The sequence below is a fragment of the Motilimonas sp. 1_MG-2023 genome (assembly GCF_030547455.1).
In the GTDB taxonomy this organism is placed as follows: domain Bacteria; phylum Pseudomonadota; class Gammaproteobacteria; order Enterobacterales; family CBDFNC01; genus Motilimonas.
Genome location: NZ_JAUOPX010000017.1, coordinates 63,548 through 88,322, shown reverse-complemented (window position 1 = coordinate 88,322; position 24,775 = coordinate 63,548). Strand labels below are relative to the sequence as shown.

17 protein-coding genes are annotated in these 24,775 nt (G+C 44.3%); 11 read left to right on the top strand and 6 right to left on the bottom strand.

Annotation, left to right across the window (positions count from 1 at the left end; translation table 11 throughout):
- Positions 1 to 542: 542 nt before the first annotated feature.
- Positions 543 to 1,466, bottom strand: a complete 924-nt coding sequence (locus tag Q4519_RS11210) for a carbohydrate-binding protein (protein ID WP_303512254.1) — start codon at positions 1,464 to 1,466, stop codon at positions 543 to 545.
- Between the two features lie 310 nt (positions 1,467 to 1,776).
- Here Q4519_RS11210 and Q4519_RS11205 point away from each other — a divergent pair, with 310 nt between their 5' ends.
- From Q4519_RS11205 to Q4519_RS11155, 11 genes are all read left to right on the top strand, one after another.
- On the top strand, positions 1,777 to 2,907 hold the full coding sequence (locus tag Q4519_RS11205) for a PQQ-dependent sugar dehydrogenase (RefSeq protein WP_303512251.1): 1,131 nt from the start codon (positions 1,777 to 1,779) through the stop codon (positions 2,905 to 2,907).
- Between the two features lie 331 nt (positions 2,908 to 3,238).
- A complete protein-coding gene (locus Q4519_RS11200) occupies positions 3,239 to 4,477 on the top strand; it encodes an AraC family transcriptional regulator (protein WP_303512248.1) in 1,239 nt (412 codons plus the stop codon).
- A gap of 93 nt (positions 4,478 to 4,570) precedes the next feature.
- Positions 4,571 to 5,944, top strand: a complete 1,374-nt coding sequence (locus Q4519_RS11195) for an isochorismatase family cysteine hydrolase (protein ID WP_303512245.1) — start codon at positions 4,571 to 4,573, stop codon at positions 5,942 to 5,944.
- Between the two features lie 214 nt (positions 5,945 to 6,158).
- Positions 6,159 to 7,136, top strand: coding sequence for an alpha/beta hydrolase (locus Q4519_RS11190; protein ID WP_303512243.1), 978 nt, complete (start codon positions 6,159 to 6,161; stop codon positions 7,134 to 7,136).
- Complete coding sequence (locus tag Q4519_RS11185; protein WP_303512241.1) at positions 7,133 to 7,888, top strand: chitosanase; 756 nt, start codon at positions 7,133 to 7,135, stop codon at positions 7,886 to 7,888. Before Q4519_RS11190 ends, Q4519_RS11185 begins: the two co-directional genes overlap by 4 nt.
- Positions 7,889 to 8,184: 296 nt before the next feature.
- The gene (locus Q4519_RS11180) at positions 8,185 to 9,309 is read left to right on the top strand and encodes a nuclease-related domain-containing protein (protein ID WP_303512239.1); all 1,125 of its coding nucleotides are present in this window, start codon (positions 8,185 to 8,187) and stop codon (positions 9,307 to 9,309) included.
- Positions 9,310 to 9,501: 192 nt separating this feature from the next.
- Positions 9,502 to 12,564, top strand: coding sequence for a type I restriction endonuclease subunit R (locus tag Q4519_RS11175; RefSeq protein WP_303512237.1), 3,063 nt, complete (start codon positions 9,502 to 9,504; stop codon positions 12,562 to 12,564).
- The gene (locus Q4519_RS11170; protein ID WP_303512236.1) at positions 12,557 to 13,657 is read left to right on the top strand and encodes a YhcG family protein; all 1,101 of its coding nucleotides are present in this window, start codon (positions 12,557 to 12,559) and stop codon (positions 13,655 to 13,657) included. The genes Q4519_RS11175 and Q4519_RS11170 overlap by 8 nt, the downstream gene beginning before the upstream one ends.
- Positions 13,650 to 14,936 (top strand): restriction endonuclease subunit S, encoded by a 1,287-nt coding sequence (locus Q4519_RS11165; RefSeq protein ID WP_303512235.1) that lies wholly within the window; start codon positions 13,650 to 13,652, stop codon positions 14,934 to 14,936. Before Q4519_RS11170 ends, Q4519_RS11165 begins: the two co-directional genes overlap by 8 nt.
- Positions 14,933 to 16,132: an AAA family ATPase gene (locus Q4519_RS11160; RefSeq protein WP_303512233.1), complete on the top strand. Its 1,200-nt coding sequence runs from the start codon at positions 14,933 to 14,935 to the stop codon at positions 16,130 to 16,132. The genes Q4519_RS11165 and Q4519_RS11160 overlap by 4 nt, the downstream gene beginning before the upstream one ends.
- A 1-nt stretch (position 16,133) precedes the next feature.
- Positions 16,134 to 17,768: a type I restriction-modification system subunit M gene (locus Q4519_RS11155; protein WP_303512231.1), complete on the top strand. Its 1,635-nt coding sequence runs from the start codon at positions 16,134 to 16,136 to the stop codon at positions 17,766 to 17,768.
- Positions 17,769 to 17,847: 79 nt separating this feature from the next.
- Here the strand turns inward: Q4519_RS11155 and Q4519_RS11150 are convergent, their stop codons facing one another.
- The 5 genes from Q4519_RS11150 to Q4519_RS11130 all read right to left on the bottom strand — a co-directional run bounded on the left by Q4519_RS11150 (position 17,848) and on the right by Q4519_RS11130 (position 24,271).
- The gene (locus Q4519_RS11150; RefSeq protein ID WP_303512229.1) at positions 17,848 to 19,578 is read right to left on the bottom strand and encodes a class I SAM-dependent methyltransferase; all 1,731 of its coding nucleotides are present in this window, start codon (positions 19,576 to 19,578) and stop codon (positions 17,848 to 17,850) included.
- A 145-nt stretch (positions 19,579 to 19,723) separates the two neighbouring features.
- Positions 19,724 to 20,398 carry a hypothetical protein gene (locus Q4519_RS11145; protein ID WP_303512227.1) on the bottom strand — a complete coding sequence of 225 codons (675 nt, stop codon included), beginning with the start codon at positions 20,396 to 20,398 and terminating at the stop codon, positions 19,724 to 19,726.
- 365 nt (positions 20,399 to 20,763) lie between these two features.
- A complete protein-coding gene (gene rtcA, locus Q4519_RS11140; protein WP_303512224.1) occupies positions 20,764 to 21,804 on the bottom strand; it encodes an RNA 3'-terminal phosphate cyclase in 1,041 nt (346 codons plus the stop codon).
- A 21-nt stretch (positions 21,805 to 21,825) separates the two neighbouring features.
- Positions 21,826 to 23,049 (bottom strand): RtcB family protein, encoded by a 1,224-nt coding sequence (locus Q4519_RS11135; RefSeq protein ID WP_303512221.1) that lies wholly within the window; start codon positions 23,047 to 23,049, stop codon positions 21,826 to 21,828.
- A 58-nt stretch (positions 23,050 to 23,107) separates the two neighbouring features.
- Complete coding sequence (locus tag Q4519_RS11130; RefSeq protein ID WP_303512219.1) at positions 23,108 to 24,271, bottom strand: slipin family protein; 1,164 nt, start codon at positions 24,269 to 24,271, stop codon at positions 23,108 to 23,110.
- Between the last annotated feature and the right edge of the window lie 504 nt (positions 24,272 to 24,775).

Genomic DNA, 24,775 nt, shown 5'->3' with positions numbered 1-24,775 from the left:
AATACCTGTAGGACCTGAGCTTGCTCAGGGAATCGCTATCCTTCGCCGAGCAAGCTCGTCTCCTACCGAACATTACATCCGAAATACCTGTAGGACCTGAGCTTGCTCAGGGAATCGCTATCCTTCGCCGAGCAAGCTCGTCTCCTACCGAACATTACACCCGAAATACCTGTAGGACCTGAGCTTGCTCAGGGAGTCACTACCTTTCGCCGAGCAAGCTCGTCTCCTACCGAACATTACATCCGAAATACCTGTAGGACCTGAGCTTGCTCAGGGAATCACTACCTTTCGCCAAGCAAGCTCGTCTCCTACCGAACATTACATCCGAAATACCTGTAGAACCTGAGCTTGCTCAGGGAATCGCTATCCTTCGCCGAGCAAGCTCGTCTCCTACCGAACATTACATCCGAAATACCTGTAGGACCTGAGCTTGCTCAGGGAATCACTACCTTTCGCCGAGCAAGCTCGCCTCCTACCGAACATTACACCCGAAATACCTGTAGGACCTGAGCTTGCTCAGGGAACCTTCCATCGGAAACTGTTTACAGGTTAACAATAACCTGACGACAAATATCCTGATCATTACAAACCAGCACAATTTCTGGCATAGGTGTTGGCTCTAAAGTGGGTGGCATCATAGAAAGAGATTCAAACTCATCAATTGCTTCAACCTGTTCAAAATTTGGTATTGGTATTGGTGTTGGGATGGGAGTCGGCGTTGGCATCACACTGCCATAAGTTTTAGACCAAGACTTAGTGGCAATGGAATAGTAGCTTACTTGTTTCTCCTCACCATTTAGCAGCGCATTACAAGCCGCTTGGCCTTTACAGGTTTGACCATCGATCACAGCCGTGATCAGCTCAATCTTACCCGCACCATTTGGTGAAAAACGGACTGTGTCAAAAATCACTTCATCGGTCATTTCGGTCGCTAAACTAATGCTGCGAAGATAATTGCGGGTGTAGTAGTAGCTGCCATCCGGATTCATTTGTGGCGGCGCACCGCAATCGTAGCTTTCTTGAATAAAGTTAGCAGCCAGCAATTTCTTACTGGTTTGCGTTTCTAGCCATGGCCCGCCGTCACTCGGCACTTGCCCTTGGGTCCAATATTGCGCTTGATAAAGCTTACCATTATGTAACACCGTATCGCCTTGGTTATAAACCGCACTACTTCGCCACTGTGCATTCTCACGAGTTAATAACTCCCAACTCGCCCACGTTGGCCCTGGCGCTTCATTTTGCGTCCACCAGCGCGCTTGGTATAACCCATCGGTGTGTAAAACAATGTCGCCTTTTTGATATACCTCATCGGCTTGCCACGCCGGCGCAGATACATCGACTAATGGTTGGTCTACCACTAACCCTGGTAACGTTGGCGCAGGGCTCACCATTATTGGGCCACAAGTGGCTTGCGCATAACCTGCGCAAAGTAGCGCGACCATGCCGACACATAAACGTGTTTTCATTCTATCTTCCTTAATAGCTAAACGGCTAACCCCATGTCAGCCTACTTAGCAGTATAGGTAAAGAAATTATCAATGAAACAGCAAGTGCAAGAACTGCGAAAAGGGCCAAAAAAATAGCGTCTACCAGTACTGGTAAAACGCTATTTTTGATTGCTAAGCCTAAGCTCATTTGCATATTTATTACGCGGCATTCGCGGTATAAATACATCTCCTACCTGTTGTTTTATGCGGCAATATCTGTCCGGCATAAATTGCACTATTTTAACCAAATGATATGGTTACCATTAACTAACATAAAACAGGTGGATTTATGACTTTCTCCCGCGCACTCCCCTTAGCGAAATCATTGCCAGCTAGCAAAACCCTGCGCCTAATATATTTCTTAACAAGCGCCATCATACTTACTACTCTAACCACCAATAACGCACACGCTTGGCAGGCGAAAAAAGTGGCAGATGGCCTTACTCTGCCTTGGGGAGTCACCTACATAAACGAAAGCACCCTACTCATCACCGAGCGCGGCGGGGCAATTAAACAACTCAACCTCAAAACCGGCCAACATCAAACCTTATTTCAAGTGCCTAACGTGTCAGTAAAAGGCCAAGGTGGCTTACTCGATATTGCTAACTCGCCTTTTGCTGAAAATACCTTGTACTTTACCTACAGCAAAGACATCAACGGCCAAGGAGCCACTGCCCTCGCATCCGCTATATATGAAAACGGCAAACTCAACCACTGGCAAGACATACTAGTAACCCAATCACGCAGCGACACCGGACGTCACTTTGGCAGCCGAATTACCTTTGACAACAACAGCGTGTATTTTTCAATAGGCGATCGCGGCGTGCGTGACAACGGCCAAAACACCCAAACCCACGCTGGCAGCATTTTACGCTTAACACCCTCCGGCCAAGTGCCGTCAGACAACCCGTTTCTCAATAACAAGGTACGAAACGAAATTTGGAGCTACGGCCATCGCAATCCACAAGGGCTATTTTTTGATAGCCAAACCAACCAGCTCTGGTCGATTGAACACGGCCCTCGCGGCGGTGACGAAATTAACCTGATCAAAAAAGGTGCTAACTACGGCTGGCCCATCACCTCACACGGCAAAGAATACTGGGGCCCCATCAGCGTGGGAGAAGCCAAAGAGAAACAAGGCATAGAATCACCCGTTAAAGTGTATGTGCCCTCCATCGCCCCCGGCAGCTTAGTGCTATATCGCGGTGACAAATTTACTGAGCTTAATGGCAAACTACTCGCTGGCGCGCTCAAACTCATGCACATTAACGTGGTCACACTTAACCAAGCCGGTGAGGCAGTAGATGAACAACGCCTCTTGGAAGATTTAAACGAGCGTATTAGAGACATCGAAACCAGCCCTGCAGGCGACATCTATTTTGTTACCGACAGCGGTAATTTGTATCAGCTAACGCGTTAACAGCCAAGCGGGTCAGCTTTAAACATACCATGTAGGCGCAGAGCTTGCTCTGCGAATATCACGCATTCCCTGAGCAAGCTCAGGTCCTACAAAAAAAACGAATCAACAAGTTCAACATACAAGTAGCGGCGTTTAAGCCACTAAGCAGCGCGCGTAACAATCTAATGTTACTTGTGCTCATTTAAGTTGAACTTCTAACCAACCCTGTTTAATGCCAGCGTGCATTACAAGCCAATCACATCACTGAGATCACACCCTTGCCCAATTCTCATTGCAGCAAACAGCTAAGGCACAAATAATCAGCTTCCTCTGAATGTAACCTGGTTAGTTTATGGATGAATCAATCAGTGCAGGGGCGGTGGTATGCACACTCATTCTTATGGGGGCAATACAATCCGCTTTTTCTGCGTTTTCTATCTTTCGTCAACAGCAATATTACTTAGCGGCATGGCTTGGGTTTTTTAGCCTAGAAATCGCCAGCAAAGGCCTGCTCTACCTTGACGTTTTGCCCAGTTGGACACAATGGTTTGGCTATTGGTTTTCGTTCGATATTACCTATGGGCCACTATTATTGCTTTGGATCTTGAAGCTAACCTCCAACAAGCCGCTATCAAAATGGCATTTATTGCACTTTTTACCCGCTGCTGGCTACCTAGCGCTAACCTTGCCCGAAGCGCTGTCGATGCCAAGTGCAACGCGCATGGAACGAGTAAACAACTACCTCTCTGCTGGCGAATGGGTCAGTTATAACCCAGAAACCACTCAGTGGTTAAGTGGTTTATTGTGGCACCCTTATGCTTATGTTCTGCTCGCACTGGCCTACTTAATTGGGCGACGAAACCAAGTGCAACCAATAACTTATCGCTGGCTTATGTCCATGCTATTGGTTCATTTAGCTATGTGGTGCGCCGTTATATTTGGTTTGGAGTGGCTTCCTTTATCGCTGCCGCTGGTTTTTCTGGCTAGCTACTTACCAGCTGTGCTGTGGGTAAATTTTCTGGCTTGGTTAAGTCTTTCATATCTTCAACTAAAACCAACTGTAGAACAAAAACAGCCACTGCAACCAAACACATTTAACGAGTTAGAAAGGCAAACGGCGATAACCACCCCGCCACCATGCACCACATTAACTAAACCCACCGAGCAGCCCGTTGCAACGAAAGAGAAGTATCAACACACACGGCTAGATCAAGACCAACAGATATTAATTGCCACACAACTGGATAACTTAATGTCACAAGGCGCTTTTAAAAGGTCGCGCTTATCACTGGCCGAAGTGGCAGACGAAATAGGCATTGCGCCCCACTATGTTAGCCAAGTAGTAAACGACCATTACCAGAATCACTTTTCAGATTTTGTAAACAAATATCGAATTAAGGCTATCAAAGCGCAGTTGTTGGATGCCCAATTACAACAGCAAACCATTTTAGAAATTGCCCTTGCCAATGGATTTAGCAGCAAAGCAACCTTTAATGCGGTATTTAAAAAAGAAACCGGAGTCACTCCCTCTTCTTACCGTAAGCAAAAAAACCATAATAAATGTGATGTGGAGCAAATTTGTTTTAAGTAAAAGGTACAGTTTTATAAGACTGAACGCCTTAGTTGTTGTTTTTATTCATCATATTTTTGCGAAATGGATTTACTTATCGTTCAAGGAGAAAATATGAAAAACCAAACCTATACATTGATCTGCAGTGCATTACTGTCTGGAAGTGTGATTACCTCAGCCCACAGTGCTAGCACAGATCAGGTTAGCAACGCGCAAACAATCACAGACAAGCACAGCAACAGCCAGCAATTACACTACGTGAAAACAGACGTATTTGCTGACTTCAAGCGTCATAATACCGCTTTATTGGTGATTGACGCCCAACAAGGTTACATACCCAATTCGCCTGATTATTGGGTAAATATTTACTACCCCGATATGCCAAAACCCCCTGAAAACAATTACTATCAAACCGATCAGCAAATTGACAATATTGTTGCGCTCACCAAAGCCGCAGCCAGTAAAAGTTTAACCACGCAAATAACCTATGAAGGTTTCCCCGATGACCATTCCCCTTTTATTACCAAGGTAGAGCAAGAATTACCCGTAAATACCAAACGCTACTATAAAGCTTACTTTAACTCGACCACAGAGCAAGACGTTATAGCGGGCATGCAAAAGCTAAGGGAGCAAGGTATTCATCAAATCATTGTAGCTGGCGCCGAAACCGATGTGTGCGTGATGCAAACAGTACTGGGGCTACGCAAAATGGGCTTTGACGTATACCTGGCCAGTGACGCAGTGTTTTCTTCCGAGCTTTATACTCGGCCAACCTTTAAACGCTTACAGCAAGCCGGGGTAAAATTAGCCAAAACAGACCAACTTATCGCCGCCATCAATGGTGACGACAAGTTAACCTTAAGCCCACGCTACAATGTCAAGCCGCGCTACAACTTGTTTCAAGCTGATCGCCAGCAAATGGCAACGCTGCACTTTAACCAAGACGAAGTAAGCATCAGTAAAGCAGAGCATGACAATAAATCGGCTGTCGACTACCGCATGCGCCAATGGAGCGAATACACCAGCTATGTGATGGCGCCAGCCATGGGTGTAGCAACGTTTCATATATCTGGTAACAACAAACCGTATAGCGTAAACCTAGCCCAACCCGATAATTTGCAAAACGTGCAAAATATCAAACAAGCCATCACCGGCATGCAGGCAGAAGGAAAAACACAAGCCATCATTTCAGGCGTAGTGTCTAAAAGTGAATTAATTGGCGCAACCACTAAGTTAATTGAGGCGGGGATCGTACCCGTCATCATGGAAGATAACCTAATGGGTAAACAAGTAGACCCCATTAACTACCTCGATAAGGTATATAGCTTAGGCGCAATACCTGCCACCTATAAATCGTTGGGTTATGAAATTACCGAGGCCATCTACTTTCTTGACTTGTCGCCAGCTGAAACTGAGGCCCACTACTACTTGTATGGCAATATCGACCAACTACTGCCAGAGCTACTACCTAGAGTGCGCCAATTTTAACCCTATGACGGCCTTGCCAATGGCAAGGCCGTTATTCTGCTACATTCAACCTCGCCGCCCTGTGGGAGCAGCTATGCTGCGATAGCTCACTAAAAAATGCGATTTATCCCCTATTTTTCTCGGTTAAAAGTATCGCAGCGCACACTAATGACAAAAAAGTTATTAAAGTACATTTAATTGACTAGGTTTAATGATTTTAACCTTAGGCTTAACCATGCTTTTTATCACCAATATACACCCCGCTAGCCGTTCAAAAAGCGCGCGCTTACCACAACCCTTTAACTTTGATCCCCACTGTAATGCCCCCAGCTGTGAGGTATTCTATTGCCAACGTAACAGCCAAAATCAATATCAAGAATTGGGCTCTCTTGCTTTTATGGCGCAATTAAAACATAGCCCCTATCAGCAATTACTGTTTTACGTTCACGGCTTTAGCAATCAACCCGAGCCAGACGTGTTTCCCCGCGCTGCTCAGCTACAAGCTTATTTTGACAGTCAGCAAGCCAACTTAGTGCAAGTGATCCCCATCATCTGGCCTTGTGATAACGATCTAGGCATAGTGAAAGACTATTGGGACGACCAAAAATCCGCCGATACCAGTGGCACCTCGTTTGCGCGCGCACTGCAAAAACTACTGGGCTGGCAACAACAAAATGCACAAGTGGACGCCCCTTGCCTCAAACGCATCAATGTTTTAGCTCACTCAATGGGCAATCGCGTGCTGCGTGAGACCTTATTCAAATGGCAACATGATTACTTACCCAGCGGCGTTCCCTTGTTATTTCGTCATGTGTTTTTAATGGCCGCCGATCTCAACAATCAAACCTTAGAGCCCAATCAACCCGGGCGACTGATCAGCCAAGCTGCGCGCAATGTTAGTGTGTATTATGCCAGTGATGATCTCGCCCTGCGCGCCAGCAAAGTGTCTAACTTAGTCAATGGTATCGCCTCACGCCGCCTTGGCCACAGCGGCCCAGAGCATCTTGAAGCCGTTGCCAATAATGTTTACAGCATAGATTGTGACGACATCAACACACTTTATGACTTTCCCAAGGGCCACAGCTATTTTATCGACCAAAATAACGCCAGCCCCGGTGCCGTGTTCAACCATTTGTATAACACCATAGTAACAGGGCGAGTCGATGCCAATACCCAGCATCATCACCAAATCAGTGAGGTCGCAATAGCATGAGCCTACATTACAATCCCAGTAAGGCCATCACGTTGCGCCAAGCTAAGCCGACCAATAGCCCACTTAACGCAGTGTCGCTAACGTCAGCCAATAAGCAGCGCATTTGCCAAATCGTTAATGTGTTTGAAACCGGCCAAAAACAGGGCGAATATCATGCCTTAGCCGTACACGCTGACGGCAAACAAGGCAGCCAACAAATCAGCTATGGCCGCAGTCAAGTCACCGAACAAGGCCATCTGATCACCCTACTCAAACTCTATTGTGATCAGCAAGGGCGCTGGGGCAAGCAACTACAACCCTACTTACAGCAAATACAACGCCAACCACTGCATCAAGATACACACTTTAAACAGTATTTAATTAAAGCTGGAAAGCACGACCCCATAATGCGCCAATGCCAAGATCAATTGTTTGATCGCTACTACTGGCAACCTGCCTACCACTGGGCCAAACGTGAAGGCTTCAAGCTAGCGTTAAGCCAACTGGTGATTTATGACTCATACATTCACTCAGGCCATATCTTGGCTTTTTTGCGCAAACGCTTTGCTGCCACCACACCAACGCAGCAAGGTAACGAGCGGGAATGGATCAGCCAATACACCCAAACCCGACATGCTTGGCTAAGTGGGCATAGCAACCCGTTACTGCGCACCAGCAGCTATCGCACACTCTGCCTGCAACAGTTGATCACACAAAACAACTGGCACCTAGACCAACTGCCCATCACCGCCCATGGTGTCACCATCAACTAGCCCCCACTATGCGATGGCGCCAGCCATGGCCGTAGCAACTGCTCCATTTTTAATCCCATGACGGCCTTGCCAATGGCAGGGCCGCTACTTCCCGCTACATTCAACCCTTCCTCTCTGTTGGAGATGAGCTTGCTCAGCGAACATCACAAACTCCTGAGCAGCAGGCAACCGTAAAATGTGCCAAGCAAACTCCCCACAAGTCATCTAACTCACAACTAAGCACAAAACCAATTTTAAAAACCATTGCAAAACCTTAATATCGATACATCAACTTTATATCATCTGTGAGGTGCGCCTTGATTTGTAAAGACAAAGACAACCAAACCACTAATAGCATCAAATTAAAAGCGGGCATTAAACAAGAGCAAGACGTCGCCTTTTTCCTAAAACGCGCCTTCGGCGACAGCCCTAACATCATGGTTTTTAACGATCTCAAGCTACATCATCAAGGTGAAAACGCGCAAATTGATCACCTAGTGCTATATCCCTATGGCTTTGTACTGATCGAATCAAAAAGCATCACAGGCCATGTAAAAGTAAACCAACACAGCGAATGGCAGCGCAGCTACAAAGGCAACTGGTCGGGCATGCGCTCGCCCATTAAACAAGTCGAGCTACAACAACACCTGCTACGGCAACTCCTGCACCATCACAAACAAAACATCTTGCCTAAAATGCTATTTGGTAAAGTGCAACAAAGCTTTGGTGGCCGTTGCTGGGACAACATCTGTGCTATCTCAAGCAATGCCATTATCGATCGAGGCGACATGCCTGCAAAACTTGAAAAACAGGTGGTTAAATCTGAATTTGTCGTCGACAAGCTCAAGCAAATAATGGACCTGCCAAGCGGTATTTTTAAAGCGCTCAAACCCACTACCCGCCCAGAGTTCAGCGGCGAAGACATGCAAGCTATCAAAGCGTTTTTGTTAAGCCAACATCAGGGGGATACACAAAAAGGCAGTGAACAGACTCCCATTGAAACAACAGAATTGGCTATGGCTACACCAACGGAAGCCATTATTTCAGAGCAAAACGAACCCGCGGCCAATGAACAAATAGCCCCACCTAAACCAACTATAAGCAACAGAAATAAAAATGTGGCAAAAGCCGTTACCTTTCCAGCGAAAGCAGAGCCTAAACCGCGACCAGCAGTAACCAGTAATGAAATAGCCACCAAGCATGTAAAATGCAAAAAATGCGGAGCCACTGCGCAACTCACCGCCGCCTATGGCAAGTATGGCTACTACGTGATTTGTGGCGTGTGTGAAACCAACACAGCAATGAAAATGCCCTGCCCCGCGTGTAATAGCAAAAATACCAAAGTGGCGAAAAAACGCGATGATTACTCAGTGAATTGTGGTAACTGTGAAATGACTACGTTAATTTACTCACAAACTACGGCAATTACACCAACAGTCTGAATCCTAATCTATCCTGCTCCACAAGGATAATTACCCTTGTGGTTAAATCACCAACTAAGTCAAAACACTACGAGCCTAGGCTAAAAATACGATACAATACTGCCCAATATGACGAGCAGGTAGTTAGCCTCGCAAATCAAAAAACGGCGGAATTTACCCGCTACAGACAATTAACGATCTTGGTAGCCATTAATGACCAAAGAAGCACAAATTGAACAAGCGTTAATCGCCAAGCTTGAAGACCTCAAATATACCTACAGAAAAGACATTCGCGGTATATCCGCTCTTGAGCAAAATTTTCGTGAAAAATTCGAAGCCCTCAATCGTGTTAATTTAACCGATAAAGAATTCAAGCGCTTACTGCAAGAAATCATCACCAATGATGTGTTTAGTGCCGCTAAAACCTTGCGAGAGCGCGGTTATTTCCAACGTGAAGATGGCACGCCTCTGCATTACACCTTAGTGAACATAAAAGACTGGTGTAAAAACGAATTTGAAGTCATTAACCAGCTACGTATTAACCACGATGACAGCCACCATCGCTACGACGTGATCTTGTTGATCAACGGCGTGCCTGTGGTTCAAATAGAGCTAAAAAGCCACCAAATTGTTACCCGCCGTGCTATGGAGCAAATCGTTAACTATAAAAACGATGCAGGTAACGGCTATGGCAATACCTTAATGTGCTTTATGCAGCTATTTATTGTCAGCAATGAAAATCAAACCTATTATTTTGCCAACAACCGCAACGAACACTTTAGCTTTAATGCCGATGAGCGCTTTTTGCCGATTTATCAATTAGCCAACGATAACAACAGAAAAATTGCCCATCTACACGACTTTTCTGACTATTTTTTAGCTAAATGCACGCTAGGGGAAATGATCAGCCGCTACATGGTATTAGTGCAATCAGAGCAAAAACTGCTGATGATGCGCCCCTATCAAATTTATGCTGTGCAAGCGATTGTCGACTGCATACATGAAAACCGTGGCAATGGTTATATTTGGCACACCACAGGCTCAGGCAAAACCTTAACCTCATTTAAAGCCTCTACACTGCTTAAAGACAACCCTGATGTAGATAAATGCCTGTTTGTGGTTGACCGTAAAGACTTAGACCGCCAAACTCGTGAAGAATTTAACAAATTTCAAGACGGCTGCGTAGAAGAAAACACCAATACTGAAACCCTAGTACGACGCATGTTGTCAGAAGATTATGCCGACAAAGTCATCGTTACCACTATCCAAAAGCTTGGCCTCGCGCTGGATGAAAACAGCAAACGCAATCAAATCAAAATCAAAGATGGCCAACAAACTTTTAAAGAACGCCTAGAACCACTGCGCGATAAGCGTGTGGTGTTTATTTTTGACGAATGTCATCGCTCACAATTTGGCGAAAATCACAAAGCCATTAAAAACTTTTTTCCAAATTCACAGTTATTTGGTTTTACAGGCACGCCCATTTTTGACGACAACTCAAATTACACTCAAATCGACGGCACGGTAGGCTCATTTAAAACCACCAAAGATATTTTCGAAAACGAACTACACGCGTACACCATCACTAACGCCATTGATGATAAAAACGTACTGAGTTTTCACATTGATTTTTTTGGCAAAAATAACAAGAGCCCAAACGGCGATAGCAAAGTCGATGCCGTAAACCCACCGCCAGAAGCCGTGGTAAAAGAAATTTTAGCCAAGCACAACGCAGCAACCAACAACCGGTTGTTCAATGCGGTCCTCGCTACCGCCAAAATCAATGATGCCATTGAATACGTTGAGCTATTCAAAGTTCAACAAGCACAAAAACAAGCCGAAGACGAAAATTTCATTCCACTTAATATTGCCTGTGTATTTTCGCCACCTGCACAGCCACCTAAAAATAGCGATGAGACTCAAGCCTACAACGCAGAGAAAAATGCCAAAGACATCAAACAACTGCAAGAAGATTTACCGCAAGAGCAGCTCGACAACCAACAAAAGCCTGAACAAAAAAAGGCCGCGCTGATTGCCATTATCAACAGCTACAACCAGCAATTTGGCACCAACCACAGCATTAATGAATTTGATCTTTACTATCAAGATGTACAGCAGCGTATTAAAGACCAAAAATACAACAATGCCGACTACCCCCATAAAAATAAAATCGACATTGTCATTGTGGTCGATATGCTACTCACGGGGTTTGACTCCAAATACCTCAACACCCTGTATGTTGACAAAAATCTTAAATATCACGGTTTAATTCAAGCATTTTCGCGTACCAACCGCGTACTTAACGACAGTAAACCTTGGGGCAATATTCTTGATTTTCGCGGCCAAGAAAAACAAGTAAACCAAGCCATAGAGCTATTCTCTGGTGCTGCAAAAGATCGCGCTAAAGAAATATGGCTAGTCGAGCCTGCGCCAGTCGTGGTTGAAAAATACCAACAAGCCATCACTAAACTGCACACCTTTATGCAAAGCAAAGGGCTTGATTGCACGCCATCAGAAGCAGCAAACCTCAATGGTGACACCGCCAAAGCCGAATTTATTAACCACTTTAAAGAAGTGCAAAAGCTCAAAACCCAAATAGATCAATACACCGAGCTCGACCAAGCACAACAGCAAAGCATTGAAGCAGCCATGCCAATCGACAACCTCAGAAGCTTTAAAGGGGTTTATCTCGAAACGGCCAAAGGCTTAAAACGCAAGCAAGACAAAAATAACGGCGAACTCGACGAAACCATAGAGCAGCTCGAATTTGAATTTGTTTTGTTTGCCTCAGCCTTAATTGATTACGACTACATCATGGGCTTAATTGCGCAATCGACCCAAGCAACAGGGCAAGGTACTAGCAAACACAAAATGACTCGCCAAGAGTTGATTGATTTGATCAGCGCACAAGCCAACTTAATGGACGACCGCGACGACATTATTGCCTACATCGAAAACCTACCTACAGGTGTCGCGTTAAATGTAGAGCAAATTAAAATTGGCTTTCAAAAATTTAAGGCCGCTAAAGCCGCTAACGAATTAAATCAACTGGCCATAAACCACGACCTCACGCCCCAAAGCTTAAAAGACTTTGTTGATGGCATAATGCAGCACATGATTTTTGACGGTGAACAACTCAGCGACCTACTCGCCCCACTTGATTTGGGCTGGAAAGCCCGCACCCAAAAAGAGCTAGCGCTGATGGAAGACTTAATTCCCTATCTACACAAACTCGCCCAAGGGCGTGAAATATCAGGGCTTGCAGCATATGAATAAGCCAACTAACCAGCCTACAAATAAGCAAAATAAACAACCGCTAGAGCCAGTTGACACGCAAACTTTTGCTCATGTTCTGGCGCATATTCAACAAACCCGCCAGCAGGTATTTGCCCAAGTAAATACCGCGTTAATTGAGTTGTATTGGTCTGTAGGGCAAACCATTAGCGAAAAAGTCGCATCGCAAAGTTGGGGCAAAGGCGTGGTTAAGCAACTCGCCGCCTACATTGCCAAGCAAGACCCAGACATAAAAGGCTTTAGCGATAAAAACCTCTGGCGCATGAAGCAGTTTTACGAAACCTATCAACACGATACAACACTCGCACCACGGGTGAGAGCATTACCGTGGACCCACAACACCATTATATTCTCCCGCTGTAAAAGCAGCGCTGAGCGCGAATATTATTTAACCCTAGTACAAAGCGAAAAGCTCAGTAGCCGCGAGCTAGAGCGCCACATCAACGCCGCCCATTTTGAGCGCACCCTAAGCGAGCAACCAAAACTCTCAGCAGTGCTGAGACAATCACACCCCAGCGCCAATACTATCTTTAAAGACAGCTACACTTTAGAGTTTTTAGGCCTGCCCAGCAGCCACAGCGAAAGCGACCTGCAACGCGCCATTATAAAAAACCTAAAAACCTTTATTTTAGAGCTTGGTAAAGACTTTATTTTTATTGGCGAACAATACCGCTTGCAAGTAGGCAACCAAGATTTTTATATAGACTTACTGTTTTTTCACCGTGGCCTTGCCGCACTGGTCGCCTTTGAGCTAAAAATAGGTAAATTTAGCCCGCAGCATTTAGGCCAGCTCGACTTTTACCTCGAAGCCCTCGACCGCGATGTCAAAAAGCCCCACGAAAACCCCAGCATTGGCGTATTACTGTGCCGCGACAAAGACGACGAAGTGGTCGAATATGCGCTATCGCGTAACTTATCGCCCACACTGGTTGCACAATACCAATGCCAACTGCCCGACAAACAGCTGCTGCAAGCCAAACTGCATCAGCTATTACAAGACCTGCCAGCGCAAAACGACTTAGATATTGAGCACATGGCTGAGCCAGCGCCAAGGCAAGGAGAAGACAATGAATAAGCCAACGGAAAAAGGCCTAGTACCTGAGTTGAGGTTTCCTGAATTTAAAAATGATGAAGAATGGAAAATAAAGGAGCTAAGCGGTAAAGATGTTGCTATTTTTGTTAAAGATCGCGAACCATTAGATCAATTAAAACTGAATTCGTATGTTAGTACAGAGAATCTACTAGCAGATTATGCAGGCGTTGCAAAAGCATCCAAATTACCACCTTCAGGATCTTTTACGAGCTATAAACCAAATGATGTTTTGATTTCAAATATTAGGCCTTATCTAAAAAAAGTTTGGTGTGCAGATAAAGTTGGTGCGGCTTCTAATGATGTTATCGTTATACGCCCCAGCGCTAAAGTTAGTGCTGCATATATGCTTCATACTCTAAAGAATGATGAATTTATTAATTTTGTAATGAAAGGGGCTAAGGGTGTTAAAATGCCAAGGGGTGACATAGCCTCGATAAAAGCATATCCAGTTGCATTACCGAGATTACTCGAACAGCAAAAAATTGCTGATTGCCTTTCATCCCACGACGAGCTGGTGAGCGCAAATAGCCAAAAACTGGATGCCTTAAAAGCCCACAAAAAAGGCTTAATGCAACAACTCTTCCCCGCCGAAGGTGAAACAATCCCCAAGCTTAGATTTCCTGAGTTTGAAAAGGATAATGATTGGGTTGAACAAAAATTCGGAAATATTACAAATTTTGCATCAGGGGGGACACCTTCAAAGAACAGATCTGATTATTGGGATGGTGAGATCCCTTGGATTAGTGCAGCTTCTATGCATGACATACTAATTGAAAGCTCTGACCGAAACATCACTAAAATTGCTGTGGAAGATGGTGCTAAATTAGTATCTAAAGGAACATTATTACTCCTTGTTAGAGGCAGCATGTTGCACAAACGCATACCAATTGGAATTACACAGTGTGAGGTGGCTTTCAATCAAGATGTAAAGGCGCTAATGCTGAAGAAAAAAATTCATACACCATTTCTACTTTATTTACTTATTGCGTGTGAAATGAGGCTACTTAGTGCGGTAACTAAAACCGGTATAGGTGCGGGAAAATTAGACACTAACGACCTCCAAGATTTTTTAATTTGTATTCCAAGGCGCAATAAAGAGCAAAAAAAAATCGCCGATTGCTTATCTAAGCTTGATGAATTAATCACAGCCCAAAGCCAAAAAATAGACGTACTTAAAACCCATAAAAAAGGCTTAATGCAGCAATTGTTTCCATCGATTGATGAAGTCCACATGGGTACCAAAGCCGAGGTCAGTGCATGAATGAATTAACCTTTAACACGCTCGATGATGTGGCAGCCCATTTACGCCATGTGTTAAAAAACGGTATTCCACAACCTAAGAACAAAGTAAAAAATGTGAAGCAAACCTTATTATTTGCTTATAATGGCACAGGTAAGACCCGTTTATCTATGGCATTTAAAGAGCAAGGTAAAAATGAGGGCAAGCGCGATACCTTGTATTTTAATGCTTTTACTGAAGATTTATTTAGTTGGGATAACGACCTTGAAGACGATGCAACTCGAGTATTGAAACTCAATAAAACCTCCAGTTTTTTTGATGCACTAAAAGATGAAGACCTCGACTTAGAAAATCAAATTAGGCCATTGGTGCAACGCTACGGCGATTTTAATTTTTTGATTGATTATGAAAAAGGCCATGTTAATTTTATCCGCGAGGTATTAGTCGATAATAAAGCTGAAAATATCGAGCACATCAAAGTATCCCGCGGTGAAGAGAATATTTTTATTTGGTGCTTTTTCCTCGCCATCGCCCAATTAGCCGTAGATAAACAAGTGACTTACAACTGGGTAGAGTATTTATACATTGATGACCCCATTTCATCACTCGATGATAATAACGCCATTGCAGTAGCAAGCCATCTTGCTCAGCTATTGAAAAACAACACCATTAAAGCGGTAATTTCATCTCACCATACTTTATTTTTTAATGTGATGTGGAATGAACTTAATGAGAAGAAAAAGCTACAACCCTATTTTTTAAGTTACGATAAGGAAGCGCAAATTTATAAGTTGCGCTACACCAATAGCACGCCATTTTTTCACCATGTCGCGCTGTTAGAACAATTGCATAAAGCGGCTCAATCTGGTGATTTATTTACCTACCATTTTAATATTTTACGCAGTATTTTAGAAAAAACGGCTACTTTTCATGGTTTCAAAAACTTTTCAGCCTGTATTGAACAGGAAAAAGATGATCCTGAAGGCATATTGCACGCGCGTATAATTAACATTTTAAGCCATGGTAATTATTCATTATTTGAGCCAATGGAAATGACCGATGAAAATAAAGGGCATTTCCGCCGAATACTACGCAATTTCATGAACAACTACCGCTTTGACCCTACGCTGTTTCCAGCACTATTAGTGCAGCAAGAGCCTCCAGCGCCACAAGAACCAGCAGTGCAGCAAGCCGAACAACTCGAAGAGATCAATTAACATGACCCAAGAACAACTTAAAGATTTAGGCAAAACCCTGTGGGATATTGCCGACAGCCTTCGCGGTGCGATGAACGCCGATGACTTTCGTGACTATATGTTATCGTTTTTGTTTTTACGCTACTTGTCAGACAACTATGAAACAGCGGCACAAAAAGAGCTTGGTCGTGATTACCCGAGTCTAACAGAAGATGATAAAACTGCGCCATTGAGCCTGTGGTATACAGACAATAGCGATGATGTGGGCGAGTTTGAAAAACAAATGCGCCGTAAACTGCATTATGTGATTGAACCGCGCCACCTGTGGACGAGTATCGCCGAACTAGCACGCACCCAAAACAGCGAATTACTGCAAACTTTAGATGCGGGCTTTAAATACATTGAAGAGCAAAGCTTTAACAGTAACTTTAAAGGCTTGTTCTCGGAGATTAACTTAAACTCGGAAAAGTTAGGCAAAACCCCTGCCGATCGCAATAAAAAGCTTTGTAGCATTATTCAAAAAATATCTGAAGGCATTGCCGAGTTTTCGACCGACAGCGATATTTTGGGCGATGCTTATGAATACCTGATTGGTGAATTTGCCGCAGGCTCAGGTAAAAAAGCCGGTGAATTTTATACCCCGCAACCTATCTCGACGATTTTGTCGGAAATTGTCACCCTCGACAGCCAAGAGCCCAAAACCGGTAAAAAGAAAAAGCTCAACAAAGTATTAGACTTTGCCTGTGGCTCTGGCTCGTTATTGCTCAATGTGCGCAAGCATATTGTTGATGCAGGCGGCAGTGTAGGTAAAATTTACGGCCAAGAAAAAAACATCACTACCTTTAACCTTGCCCGAATGAACATGTTACTGCACGGGGTAAAAGACACCGAGTTTGACATTCACCACGGCGATACCTTATTAAACGACTGGGACATGCTCAGTGAGATGAACCCGGCGAAAAAACTCAAATGCGATGCCGTAGTAGCCAACCCGCCCTTTAGTTACCGCTGGGATCCGAGTGAAGCGCAGGGCGAAGATTTTCGCTTTAAAAGCCACGGCCTTGCGCCAAAATCCGCTGCTGACTTTGCCTTTTTACTGCACGGCTTTCACTTTTTAAGCGATGAAGGCACCATGGCAATTATTCTGCCCCACGGTGTGCTGTTTAGAGGCGGCGCAGAGCAGCGTATTCGCACTAAACTGCTCAACGATGGCCACATAGATACGGTAATTGGCTTACCTGCGAACTTGTTTTTTTCAACGGGTATTCCGGTGTGTATTATTGTGCTGAAAAAATGCAAAAAGTACGATGATGTATTGTTTATTAATGCCAGTGAGCATTATGAAAAGGGCAAGCGCCAGAACACTTTACGTGAAGGCAAAGGCGATGAGCCTAACGACATTAAAAAAATCGTTGAAACCTATCAATACCGCAGCGAAGAAGAGCGTTATTCACGACGCGTGTCGATGGCTGAGATTGAGAAAAACGACTTTAACCTAAATATTTCTCGTTACGTGAGCACCGCACAAGCAGCCGTAAAAATTGACCTTGCAAAGCAACATAGTAAATTAGTTGCGCTTGAGAGTGATATTGATAAAGCGTTAGCGCTTCATAATCGTTTTCTCGAAGAGCTCGGTTTATCCACGCTGCCTAAATAAGCCACTACCTTACGTATTTGTTCAATATAACAAGCCACATTCGTGTGGCTTCTTTTTAATCACAAAAATAGAGTTATCCCTACCACTCCCTCAACTGCTGCATTTCCCTTAGCCTTCCGCGCTGTAGCAATAGCGCTTCAAATAAATCATCTACTGAACTGTTATTGGCATTTAAGCCGGGTAAGGCGATGTTGGCTTCGGCAAAAAAGCGTTGTTGGCTGGCGCTATCGTTTTCGTCAAGCCAAGCATCGCGCCACCAATGGGTAATGCGCAATTTGGCGGCTTTCATTTTTGGCTCTGTCGGCAGGCGATCGCTTTTCTCGCCATTTGCTTTCACGTCTGTGGGCAATAGGTTCCACAAATCATTATTGGGCCAGCGCGCAAAAGGCATGCAGTGATCGATGGCGTATTGGTGTTTTAAGCTTTTGTCGGTCCATACGCAGTTATGAGCATTACCTTGGCTTTGTTTGAGGGCGTCAAAGCGGCTGCGCACCTCGCTAGTATTGCGCTTTGTTTCTAACCAATTTAGGGCGTTGTATAGAACATGTTGCTGCGCTGGCGTCTGATATGCCTGATTGCCTGCGTAGCTTGCCATGGTTTTCACCCATTCTGAAATGAGCACAGGCTCAATCCAGCAAGCGTAGCGGCTGAAAGCTAACCATAAGTGTTCCGGCAGCGAAAATTCGCCCCATTGATTGAGTGTGGTAAGGTCTAAAAACAAGCTGTCAGTGGCTCGTACGCTTTTGCTGTTAACTTCAAACACGCCTTCATCGCTGTTTGGATAAGTAATAAAACGGCAAGGCATGGTTTTAATATTGCTGGCGCTGGCAGATAAAACCTTGTGCATGGCAATGGCGGTTGCGCCTGTGAACAGGTTACCGATACGGTAGTCCGAACTCTGTAAATGAGTGAGTTGATGCCAGCCATCTTGTTTCATAAAGCCCATGTTGGAGTTGTGGCCGGGGCGCTGAAACAGTTGATGTTTGTCGATTAAGTCTTTGTATTGATGCGCCCAGTATAAGGCCACCAGCCCCATGGGTAAGATCACGCTGTTGTCTTCACGGCGGATCACTGCGCCGGGGTGACCATCGGCAATGCGTAATAGCACTCGCATTAAAGCCAATTTGTGGGTAGCTGATTTGCCGTCGTTAAGGGCCACATGACGGATAAATGGAAAAGCGCCTGTACCATCGTCAGGCAGTTGTAATACGACTGTTTGCCATGCCACGCTTTCTCGGCCAATCACGTCTTGGCCTTTATCTGTCACCAGCAGTGTGGTTAAACCAAAACGTGTGGCTAATTGCGTGAGTTGATCGCTGCACACGTCAAACATGTTGCGCGCGTCGCCACTGGGGCCATGGCGCAATGAGATCACAAGTTTGCCACCGGGTTTAAGTAAGTTGGCTAACTTGCGCAACGAGCGCTCACGTTGCGACTGCGGAATGTGCATCCACACGGCACTGAGTAAAATAAGATCAAAGCTGATTTCTTGCTTAGTGACGGCGTGAAGGTCGGGCAAGGAGTCTTGTAACCAATTAACGTTGAGGCCAAGGGTATGTTGTTTGCCTAGTTCTGCTAGGGTTAATGCTGGCTCAATGGCGGTTATTTGTACGCCATTGGCAGCACCCTGTTGGGCAAGGTATTTACTGTCACGCCCTGCCCCCGCACCAAGATCTAAAATACGCGCATTGGCTTTGTTTAATACAGGAGTTAAATGGGTCAGCCACGGCTGGTGCACCTGTTCAAATGTTTTTGAAAGATACACTTGCGCGAGTTGCTCAGCGTGTTGATTGTAGAAATCGACTGACATGATGACCTACTATGGCTGATGAATTTACGTTAATTTTATATAACCTGTTTAGCAGCAAACGTGCCATTGAAACGGTCAATTGGTGAACTCTTTTATCCTGACAATTGTTGATAACTATACTTATTTCTATATTTCTGATTCATGGTTATTCAGCTCTATATGCCCGAGTCAATACCGCACTTTCAGGAATCCTAAATGCCTCTATATGACTGTTGTTCGGCTTGAACAATGCTATTGATTGGCCTTCTTTATATATCAATAGCCCTTCATGTTTTATTTCTATCCCAGCTTCTTTATAAGTGACTTGTGTGCATAAGTCCCATTCATTTGAACTTATTGCACCACAACCGTGTTCAAGGAGGTTATTTAAGTTTAATTTAGCGATTTCTTCACCTTTATTAAATGCAGTAGCTGGAAGAGATAACAAAACATAAATGCCAATAAAAATGTAGCCAAGGATGCTGTTAATGTGCTGAAATTTATCCACATTCGATTTAGGTATGTCTTGAGTTTCACCTTTTGCCTTTACTAACTCGACCCCATACCAAACACCACCAATTAATAAGCCTAGGAAGAAGTACTGCCAGTTACTGAACATTTCAATAACCCCCTGAATGATTATTTCAGGTACTGAAGATAAGAATAAAATTAAGCCTTGAAAAACAAGCTCTTTTTCACTTGGAAGACTTGCTGTTACACCATAACCTGCATGTATCCCTCTATAAAAACTGGTCGCTATACCAAAGCACAATAGGGCTAAGCCAGTAGTGACAAAAGCCGCTATTGGTAACAATTCACCTAACTTTTTCCCTGATGTCATTTACTATTATTCCTATATCATAGCGCCCTTGTTAAGTTTCGAAAAAACCCCATCTTGGCGTGAAACCGACTGCATGTTTGATTTTGGCGTTAGATGTGGGTGCAATAGCATTAGTGGTTGCTATAAAATCAATCATAACGCTATCAGATAGTATCATTGGATTTTTATAATCCTATTCTAATCATCTGATTTTTAGAGCAATGTCTGATTTAGTTCCAAAAATATACATTGATGTCGTTATTTGCCGGCGGCGCTTACCATTCGCGGTTTAAAACCCACTGCTACGGGATGTTGAATACGGAGAAGGTTGGTTATGGCGCACAAGTTATCGCAGCATAAATCACAGATAAATGCTGCTTCTACGCTTACTGGCGGCCTAAGCTTATTTGCCATAACACTGGTGTTAACTGCTCAACCATAAACGCTTTACCAAGTAGCTGTTTAATCACTGCTATGTTGGTCAAAGTATGTAAGCTTGGCTTAGTGGTGGTAAAACAGCCACTGCCTGCTAGGGCTATCGGCAACAAAAGTTGATCTGCCAAGTATTCCTCAACCGCTGCTTGCGATTGGATAAATTTTCGTACCCGCCCTGCCGTTCGCTTTGCCACTCGTTCAGCTGATACGCCATATTCGCCCACTCTTTCAAATAGGTTTGTGTGCGTGTCAGCGCGAATGCTCAATTGTAAGCTGTTGCCCGGACCGGGTGATGAAACCTGCTTAACTCGGCTTGTTGCTTGCTGCCAATTAAGCAGTTTTTGCGCGGTCTCAACTTCGCGTTGGCCGATGCTGTCGGGTAATTGACTAAGTAACGCCCTAATGCGGCAGTTTTCCTGTGTTACTGCAAAGTCAGCCCCTGCTTGGCTTAGCTCAATATGCGCCAACTGTAAGCTTGGCTTAATGTTTAGTTGCCATTTACCGCCACCAGCGGGGTAAAAACCATAACCATGTTCAGTCACCTGACAAACCACGCCCATGCGTTGCAAAATGGGTAAGTAAGCTTGTTGCAAAAAACACAATGACGGTGATAAACCGTTGTGGGTGCCACCCGAAAACGTTACGTTTGACTCACCCGTAGCCAACGCTAAGGCAGGTAAAACCGTTTGACACACTAATACTGTGCTGCCTGCGGTGCCAATCGCAAACTGATAGTTACCCGCCTTTACATTACCCGGTGCAAACCGAATGCGCGTTGAGCCCAGCTCAACGCCATCGGTTACGGCGCCACATATTTGTTGTGACGCTAACACGCAAGTTAAATGCTGGCGTAATAAACCCGGTTTTTTACGCCCTGCGCGAATGTTAATTATCTCAATGTTTTGCTGCGTTAACATGGCTAGGGTAAGGGCACTGCGCAGCACTTGGCCGCCCCCTTCTCCTTGGGCCCCATCAATAATTAAATAGTGCATATTATTAACCTGTCTCACCTGTTAACCTTTTACGCAAACAATTTGCTTTAATGTGTATACCACTTCTACTAAGTCTTTTTGTGCTTCCATTACTTTTTCAATGTCCTTGTAGGCATGAGGAATTTCATCTATCACCGACGCATCTTTACGACACTCAACGCCTTGGGTTGCCGCAATTTGATCGTCTATGTTGTAAACCTTTTTCGCTTGGGTACGTGACATCACTCGTCCAGCGCCATGGCTACAACTGTTAAAGCTTTCAGGATTACCTAAGCCTCGCACAATAAAGGAGCGCGCGCCCATGCTACCTGGAATAATGCCTAACTCTCCTTTTTCTGCTCGTACCGCACCTTTACGCGTAACAAAGCAGTCCTTACCAAAGTGGTGCTCACGTGAGATGTAGTTATGATGGCAGTTCACCGCAAGCTCTGCCGTTGAAAAAGCCACAGGTATCTGCTTTTTAAGGGCGTTAATGGCATTGAACATCATAATTTCTCGGTTTTTCGCGGCAAAGTCTTGTGCCCATTCTACGGCTTCAACGTAATCATCAAAATAATCGCTGCCTTCTTCTAAATAAGCTAAGTCCATATCTGGTAAGTTAATTTGATGGCGCTGCATTTCTTTTTTTGCTAATTCAATAAAGTAGGTGCCAATGCGGTTACCCACACCACGACTACCGGAATGTAACATGATCCAGACGGCGTCGTGCTCGTCTAAGCACAGCTCTAAAAAGTGATTACCCGTTCCCATCGTGCCAAGATGCTTAACATTGTTTGAGTTTTTTATGGCTGGGTGTTTTTCACAAATGCGGTCAAATCGAGTTTGCAATTTCATCCATTCTTCAGCCACTAGATCTGGGATATTATGCCATGCTCCGCGATCAGCGCGACCACGCCCTGTGGTGCGACCATGAGGAACGGCAGATTCAAATCCATGACGGATAGCAGCTAAGTTATCCGGTAATTGACTGGCGGTTAACGTGGTTTTGGTTGCAACCATTCCACAGCCAATATCCACCCCAACGGCGGCGGGGATCACGGCATTAACAGACGGGATCACGCTGCCAATTGTTGCGCCTTTACCTAAATGCACATCTGGCATTACCGCTATGTGTGAATGCACTAAAGGCATACTGGCAATGTTATTTAACTGTTGTTGGGCTTGCGCTTCAAATGGCACGCCTTTGGTCCAAGCTTTAATGGTGGCGCGGTTTGGATGTTCGATCTCATTGTAATTTTTACACATATTTTTTTGTCCTTATGATGTTGATGAAAGCGTTATTCTCTGCTGTTTGTGGCTTATCCTAGCCAAGTTTCACTGTGCCTTTCATTAGTTCTTCTATGCCGCCATAAACGTTGAGGTTGTTGATTTTTTCTGCCACTTTTTCAAGCGCTTCTAATTCTTTCAAGCGCAATAATGTTGGGTTGTTTTCCATCACTTTTGCGGTGTTATGTAAGCTGCGTGTTGCCGATGTTTCTTCACGGCGTTTAATCACATTGGCTTCTGCTGCTTTTTGCGCTTCAACAACCTGATTTAATATGGCCTTCATCTCGCCGGGTAAAATAATGTCTTTCACGCCAACGCTCAGTAAACTCACACCAATTTCGTTTAACTGAGTTGTTACCAGCGCTTTAACGGTTTCATTGATGTATAACTTGTCCAATAAAATGTCATCAAGTGACTGGGTTCCAACCGCTTCGCGCAGCGCCAATTGCAACGTTTTATAAATAAAATCATTCACATTTTCGACGCTACTGGCGGCGCGCTCAACGTCGTTAATTTTGATACTGGCGCTTAAGTTAATCCGTAAGCTAACGCGGTCTTTACTTAAGATTTCTTGTCCCGAAATATCGAGTAACTGCGCTCGGCAATCATAAGTTTTAAGCTCAACATTATGATTAAACTGCCAGAAACCATAACGTCCTGCAGCTAATTGGTTCATCAACTGGCCATTGATATACAACAAGCCAATGTGGTCTTGAGCAACTTGAAACTCTGCAATGGGTTGTGTTGCCTTATTGTGTTCACTGCGGATCAAACGATTTGCTTGATTGGCACCGGCGCGATTAATTGCGCGCAGCAATGACTCATTCACCGCTATGTTTTCATCTAAACTTACCTTTTCGACGCGAAAATCTGCAGCATCTCGCCATAGGATCATTTGCTCACCAGGTGCTACTACGCCATGTAATAACCCGTTGGCATAAAATAGGCCCACTTCATTTTCGCTTAATTGCCACTGCTCTAAGTGCTGAGCCAAGATTGGATATAGCTTAAGCAAACGCTCTGCATTTGGCGCAGAGAAGATAAAATCACTTAGCTCAAAGCTGGTAAAGTCCAATTCATTTTTGATATCCCAGAATTGATATTTACCGGTTGTTAATACATCCACTAACTGCTGGTTTTTAAACATCAATACGCGTTGGTTATCAGCAACTTTGATGATTTTTTTGATCCCTTTTAACATTTCATTTCCTTTCACTTTTTCTTTTATATTGTTTTGTTAGCCAGTGTGACGACTTAGTAGATAAGGGCTACACCTTGCACAGTGTTGGGGAGCATCCAGCTTGCCAACACTGATTCTTGTTAAGCGTTTATCAACCATTGGTCGCCTCTGCTGGCTAACCTGGGTACGACTTAATTGTTTTGATTAGGCGGGACTCGAACCCGCAACAAACGAAGTAAAGTTCGTTGCTCTACCATTGAGCTACTTGGTTGTTTGGTTGGCATACACAGTCACAATGTTCAGTGCACCGGCGTGATAGATGAATCACAGCCCTTAACCAGACATTGAGATAATTGCAACGGGAGTGCCAGAAACGAAAAAAAGAGAAAATTAATTTTTAAATCACTGTTTTATAATGACAAATAATTATATGAGACATTATTACTTATTTTGATGCGCTTCATGAAAAACTAAAAAAGTATCCTTTTGGATAGGGTATTATCTATTTAGAATAGTATATTGTGA